This window comes from Oculatella sp. FACHB-28 (assembly GCF_014696015.1).
Classification (GTDB): domain Bacteria; phylum Cyanobacteriota; class Cyanobacteriia; order Elainellales; family Elainellaceae; genus JAAUTN01.
This window is the reverse complement of the sequence record NZ_JACJPJ010000010.1, coordinates 1-3610: the sequence shown is the minus strand read 5'-3', so window position 1 is coordinate 3610 and position 3610 is coordinate 1. Positions and strand designations below refer to the sequence as shown.

5 protein-coding genes and 1 pseudogene are annotated in these 3610 nt (G+C 47.2%); 1 reads left to right on the top strand and 5 read right to left on the bottom strand.

Features of this window, described 5'->3' with window-relative positions; all coding sequences use genetic code 11:
- Positions 1-320: pseudogene (locus tag H6F88_RS00200) on the bottom strand (hypothetical protein); the annotation flags it as partial.
- A 21-nt stretch (positions 321-341) separates the two neighbouring features.
- On the bottom strand, positions 342-689 hold the full coding sequence (locus H6F88_RS00195; protein WP_190640747.1) for a hypothetical protein: 348 nt from the start codon (positions 687-689) through the stop codon (positions 342-344).
- Between the two features lie 149 nt (positions 690-838).
- Here H6F88_RS00195 and H6F88_RS00190 point away from each other — a divergent pair, with 149 nt between their 5' ends.
- Positions 839-997 (top strand): ribbon-helix-helix protein, CopG family, encoded by a 159-nt coding sequence (locus tag H6F88_RS00190; RefSeq protein ID WP_190640746.1) that lies wholly within the window; start codon positions 839-841, stop codon positions 995-997.
- Positions 998-1048: 51 nt separating this feature from the next.
- On the opposite strand, the gene H6F88_RS00185 is transcribed toward H6F88_RS00190, so the two are convergent.
- The 3 genes from H6F88_RS00185 to parA form a co-directional block, all read right to left on the bottom strand.
- Positions 1049-2065: a PDDEXK nuclease domain-containing protein gene (locus H6F88_RS00185; RefSeq protein ID WP_190640745.1), complete on the bottom strand. Its 1017-nt coding sequence runs from the start codon at positions 2063-2065 to the stop codon at positions 1049-1051.
- A gap of 189 nt (positions 2066-2254) precedes the next feature.
- Complete coding sequence (locus H6F88_RS00180; protein WP_190640744.1) at positions 2255-2530, bottom strand: toxin-antitoxin system HicB family antitoxin; 276 nt, start codon at positions 2528-2530, stop codon at positions 2255-2257.
- A gap of 3 nt (positions 2531-2533) precedes the next feature.
- The gene (parA, locus tag H6F88_RS00175; protein WP_190640743.1) at positions 2534-3163 is read right to left on the bottom strand and encodes a ParA family partition ATPase; all 630 of its coding nucleotides are present in this window, start codon (positions 3161-3163) and stop codon (positions 2534-2536) included.
- Positions 3164-3610: the final 447 nt, after the last annotated feature.

Below are 3610 nucleotides of genomic sequence, written 5' to 3'. Positions count from 1 at the left end.
AGGTCTAATGCATCAGGCATAGCTAAGAATTCGTTGAGGATTAGCTCTCTAAATTCGTAGTCCCAACGCTCCGGCTTGAAGTTGAAGTCATGCAAAATCAAGCTGTAGGCATCGAGGCAGGACTTGTAGACGTTGACGGCTGTGAAGCGCGCTAGGGCTTTGACCCAGGTTGCTTTACACCGCAGGTCGCCAAACTGTCGCACTTCGGGCTTAAAGTTTTGGGGTTGAGCCAGCACGCCTTTGAATGAGTTGAGTTGTTCCCACTCTTCCCAGACGTGTTGCTTCAGTTCACCCGTCTTTGTCTTCCAGGTTGTAGCCATGAGCCAGGTTCAGGTTCTGATTTAGTTGCCGTCACTGTCGCTAAAGCTGTAGGCGATCGCATTGCCGCTGCTGTTGTAGTAGATTGCTGCCCAGTTGCCGTTGGGCAATTTATAGTAGTCGGCTTGCGAGTCTCGGTAGGCGGGAAAGCCAAAGCGATCTTTGATTGCCGTATAGCTTTGTGGAAAGCTTAGGTATTGCAGGGTCAGAATGTCTTTGGTTTGAAGTGTTCCATCTAACCCGTAGGGCTGAGTGCCCGGAGCGGGAGTTGTGGCTGGGGAGCTTATTGCGTCAGCGGGAGCCGGACAACTCTGCAACAAGGGCAGGAGTGACAGCAGCCACAAGAGGGGAAGGGGTCTAAGACACGCCATTATCTTATCTCCATGATGGTGAAGCTAGGTACATTACCTTACTGCTTACAACAGTACTAGAAAGTACCTGAATGTACCAGGCTCTACTGTGCTTTACCTGTCTTTACAGTATCAAAGCTAGGATCATGCAAATGATCAAAAGCTGCACCATGCCGACATCTCAGGAACCGCTGACGGTTTACTTGCCGCCTGAAGTTAAGGAAGCCTTGCAAAAGTGGGCAGAAGAGGAAGAGCGATCTATGAGCTTCTTGGCTGCTAAGGCAATTATTGAGGCAGTGAAGTCTCGAAAGAAGGGGAAGAACGGTTAGTTCTTCTTTATTCCTTTATTTACAGATTTACAGAAGCCATTAAATACAGATTTACTCAATTCCCTCTAATAGCTTTGCGACTTGCTCAGGACCTGGCAATTGCCCCTGCAATTCCTGCGGCAAAGCAGAAAAGGCGCGGTAGGTTGCTACCCCAATCGGTTTAGTTGCATCCTTCAACGCATACTCAACTGTTGTCTTATCTTTCGACTTGCACAAGATAATGCCGATCGACGGGTTCTCGAAAGGCATCCGCATCTTGTCGTCCAGCACTGCCAGGTAAAACTGCATCTTGCCGACATGCTCCGGCTCAAACTCTCCGATTTTGAGGTCGATCGCTACTAGGCACCGGAGAGCACGGTGGTAGAGCAACAGATCGATGTAGTACTCTCTATTCCCTACCTCTAGCCGGTGCTGGCTGCCAACAAAGCTAAACACCCCTCCCATTTCCTGTAGGAAGGGCTGCACTTTTGCCAGAATTGCCGTCTCTAGCTGGCGCTCAGAATGTTCTTCTCCCAGTTCCAGGAAGTCAAAAACGTAGTCATCCTTCACCGCAAGCTTCGCTTGATTGCGGTACTCTTCTGCGACCGCAGCATCAAAGTTGGTTTGATTCAGCAAGGTTTTCTCATAAGACTGGTTCTCGATCTGCTGAACCAGGACATTCTTTGTCCACCCAAACTTACGGGTCATTCGGATGTAAAACTCTCGTGCTAGGTCGTCCTTGCACTTCTCCATGATTACCAGATTGTGGCTCCAGCTAATTTCTGCAACCAATGGTTGCAGTTTTTCATTCTGGCTATAAGACAGGTAGAAGCTCCGCATATTCCAAATATTGCGAGCAGAAAAACCGCTAATACCGGGGAATTCAGTTTGCAGATCTTTAGCAAGCTGCTCGACGATCGACTTGCCCCAAGTTGCGCCCTGCTGCCGTTCAACAATCAGCCTGCCAATGTCCCAGTAGAGGGCGATCAGTTCCTTATTAACTGACTTGAGGGCCGCGTATTGAGCAGAGCGAATCCGCTGCTTAATCTCGCCCAGCAATTGCCCATACCCTGCTGCTATCTCGCTCACTCAGTCCTTCCTATTTCTGTATTTCATGAATTCTATAATTACAGATTTGCAGAATTCATCAACCTCATTTTTATCTCGGTGAGCCGAATACGTACTTTGACGCTAGGCGCTCACGTAACAAGCCATCACTTAAATCGTCGTATTTCTGTAAATCTTGAAAAACGTAAATACGTAATCCTTTAATTGCGGTTAGCCTTTAGATCCATAGTGTTCTTCTAGAAGTTCTCTCAAAAGCTCAACCATCGTTACCCCCTCACTGGTTGCTTTTAGTTTGATGGCTTTATGTAAGCTTTCAGGAATATCTAGGGTAAGCCGCTTAATCTTTTCTGGCTTGGTTGTCTCAACTAATGCTGGCGGTTGATCTATCTCAACCAGAGCTTCACGATTGGTTACCCACTCTTCAACGTCCACAGGTTTTTCTACGGCACCTGGCTTTCGACCAAAACTAACCTTCTTCCCTGCCATTCTCTAAACTCCTAAACTCAAAATTTCTTTCGTCAAAGCGAGGATTTCCCTGGCTGCTGCCCCTTTAGGGTCTGTATCAAGCACAGTCTGTCCGGCCGCAGCAGATTCTGCAAAACCTACCCGCTGACTAATCACCGTCTTGAGGACAGGAAGAGAGTACTCTGCCAAAGCCGCCCCCACATCTCGCCCGATCGCTGTATTTACGATTCTACGATTAATTACAAATACAGATTTCAAGTTTTCCTTAAATACAGAAGCTTCTTGAATCAGTTTAATCACTTCATTGGCTGCCCATACATCGTAGGGACTGGGTTGAATGGGAACAACAACTAAGTCGGCAGCAATGATGGCAGAGCGAGCTAAGTCTGAGACACGGGGTGGACCATCAATCACAACGTGGTCATAATCTTTAGCGAGAGGAGGTAGGTCTCGGTGAAGGGTAGGGCGGTCGAGTCCGATGACTGAGAAGGGAGGTTTGTCTTCTCGCGCGGCTGCCCAGTCACGAGCAGAACCTTGAGGATCAGCATCGACTAACAGCACTCTTGCTCTGGTCAATGCCAAAACATGACTGATGTGGATAGCAAGGGTCGTCTTACCAACCCCTCCCTTTTGATTCTGAATAGAAAGTTTCATACTTCCAGAAATAAAGATTTACAGAAAAACTGATTCACGATTCTACGGCTTTACAGAAATAAGAGTACATCAAACTACAGCAGGATGAGCATACTGTGTAATTCCTTAACAGGTTTCCGTGTTTCCGCAAATACAGAAACACGGAAGCTATAAAACGTTTTAGCTTGAGATGGGCAAAGCTCTTAACGCTAAAACAACTAACTTTTTCGAGTTGAACCAGATGCTAGGACTAAACCCCAAGTACAATTCAAGCAAGTAAGCATCCGATCAAGGCGATCGCCAGAAATCCCGCTCTACAAGCTTTATGTCCTTACGACCAAAAATTTCCGTTACTGTTGCTGTTGGCGAATAGGAAAATCAGGCAAAACAGCCTCATTCTGTAGTACGCCACGGTCACTCAAGTAGAAGCAAGCTAAGTGCACTAGCATAAGCCTATAGCTGCTCTAG